Genomic DNA, 2,500 nt, shown 5'->3' with positions numbered 1-2,500 from the left:
ACCCGAAGTCGGTGAGGTAACCGTAAGGAGCCAGCCGCCTAAGGTGGGATAGATGATTGGGGTGAAGTCGTAACAAGGTAGCCGTATCGGAAGGTGCGGCTGGATCACCTCCTTTCTAAGGAAAAGGAAACCTGTACGTTGGTCTTGTTTAGTTTTGAGAGGTCTTGTGGGGCCTTAGCTCAGCTGGGAGAGCGCCTGCTTTGCACGCAGGAGGTCAGCGGTTCGATCCCGCTAGGCTCCATTAACACTGTAAGAGTGTTAAGATTGAACATTGAAAATTGAATATCTATATCAAATAGTAACAAGAAAATAAACCGAAACGCTGTAAATATTTAAAGAGTTTAGGTCGAAAGACCAAAAATAAGGTTAAGTTAATAAGGGCGCACGGTGGATGCCTTGGCACTAGAAGCCGAAGAAGGACGTGACAAACGACGAAATGCTTTGGGGAGCTGTAAGTAAGCGACGATCCAGAGATGTCCGAATGGGGGAACCCACTAGCTAATGGCTAGTACTCCTATCTGTTAAGGATAGGTAGAGGAAGACGCAGTGAACTGAAACATCTAAGTAGCTGCAGGAAGAGAAAGCAAAAGCGATTGCCTTAGTAGCGGCGAGCGAAACGGCAGGAGGGCAAACCGAAGAGTTTACTCTTCGGGGTTGTAGGACTGCAATGTGGACTTAAAGAGTATAGAAGAATGACATGGGAAGGTCAGCCAAAGAGAGTAAGAGCCTCGTATTCGAAATATTCTTTATACCTAGCAGTATCCTGAGTACGGCGAGACACGTGGAATCTCGTCGGAATCTGGGAGGACCATCTCCCAACCCTAAATACTCTCTAGTGACCGATAGTGAACCAGTACCGTGAGGGAAAGGTGAAAAGCACCCCGGGAGGGGAGTGAAATAGAACCTGAAACCGTGTGCCTACAACAAGTTCGAGCCCGTTAATGGGTGAGAGCGTGCCTTTTGTAGAATGAACCGGCGAGTTACGATATGATGCGAGGTTAAGTTGAAGAGACGGAGCCGTAGGGAAACCGAGTCTGAATAGGGCGCATTAGTATCATGTCGTAGACCCGAAACCATGTGACCTACCCATGAGCAGGTTGAAGGTGAGGTAAAACTCACTGGAGGACCGAACCAGGGCACGTTGAAAAGTGCTTGGATGACTTGTGGGTAGCGGAGAAATTCCAAACGAACTTGGAGATAGCTGGTTCTCTCCGAAATAGCTTTAGGGCTAGCGTCGACATTAGAGATTCTTGGAGGTAGAGCACTGTTTGGGTGAGGGGTCCATCCCGGATTACCAATCTCAGATAAACTCCGAATGCCAATGAATTATGGTCGGCAGTCAGACTGCGAGTGCTAAGATCCGTAGTCGAAAGGGAAACAGCCCAGACCACCAGCTAAGGTCCCAAAATAATTGTTAAGTGGAAAAGGATGTGGGGTTGCACAGACAACTAGGATGTTAGCTTAGAAGCAGCTATTCATTCAAAGAGTGCGTAATAGCTCACTAGTCGAGTGACCCTGCGCCGAAAATGTACCGGGGCTAAAACAATTTACCGAAGCTGTGGATACCTTTATAGGTATGGTAGGAGAGCGTTCTATGTGTGGAGAAGGTGTACCGTGAGGAGCGCTGGAACGCATAGAAGTGAGAATGCCGGTATGAGTAGCGAAAGACAGGTGAGAATCCTGTCCACCGTAAGACTAAGGTTTCCAGGGGAAGGCTCGTCCGCCCTGGGTTAGTCGGGACCTAAGGAGAGACCGAAAGGTGTATCCGATGGACAACAGGTTGATATTCCTGTACTAGAGTATGTAGTGAAGGAGGGACGCAGTAGGCTAACTAAAGCGTGCGACTGGAAGTGCACGTCTAAGCAGTGAGGTGTGAATTGAGTTAAATGCTTAATTCTATAACATTGAGCTGTGATGGGGAGCGAAGTTTAGTAGCGAAGTTAGTGACGTCACACTGCCAAGAAAAGCTTCTAGCGTTTAAACATACTCTACCCGTACCGCAAACCGACACAGGTAGTCGAGGCGAGTAGCCTCAGGTGAGCGAGAGAACTCTCGTTAAGGAACTCGGCAAAATGACCCCGTAACTTCGGGAGAAGGGGTGCTGACTTTATGTCAGCCGCAGTGAATAGGCCCAAGCAACTGTTTATCAAAAACACAGCTCTCTGCTAAATCGTAAGATGATGTATAGGGGGTGACGCCTGCCCGGTGCTGGAAGGTTAAGAGGAGTGCTTAGCGTAAGCGAAGGTATGAATTGAAGCCCCAGTAAACGGCGGCCGTAACTATAACGGTCCTAAGGTAGCGAAATTCCTTGTCGGGTAAGTTCCGACCCGCACGAAAGGCGTAATGATTTGGGCACTGTCTCAACGAGAGACTCGGTGAAATTTTAGTACCTGTGAAGATGCAGGTTACCCGCGACAGGACGGAAAGACCCCATGGAGCTTTACTGCAGTTTGATATTGAGTGTCTGTGCCACATGTACAGGATAGGTAGGAGCCATAGA

1 tRNA gene and 2 rRNA genes (1 of these 3 cut by a window edge) are annotated in these 2,500 nt (G+C 48.5%); all 3 read left to right on the top strand.

From position 1 onward, the window contains the following. Window positions 1-115: ribosomal RNA gene (locus AB5Y61_RS10550) — 16S ribosomal RNA — on the top strand; it begins 1,433 nt to the left of the window's first position. A gap of 53 nt (window positions 116-168) precedes the next feature. After that, a tRNA-Ala gene (locus tag AB5Y61_RS10545) sits at window positions 169-241 on the top strand. 123 nt (window positions 242-364) lie between these two features. Beyond that, window positions 365-2,500, top strand: a 23S ribosomal RNA gene (locus AB5Y61_RS10540); the annotation flags it as partial.

This window comes from Streptococcus parasanguinis (assembly GCF_040908565.1).
Taxonomy (GTDB): Bacteria; Bacillota; Bacilli; order Lactobacillales; family Streptococcaceae; genus Streptococcus; species Streptococcus parasanguinis_AC.
The sequence above is the reverse complement of the archived record's forward strand: the minus strand, read 5'-3'. Positions and strand labels throughout refer to the sequence as shown.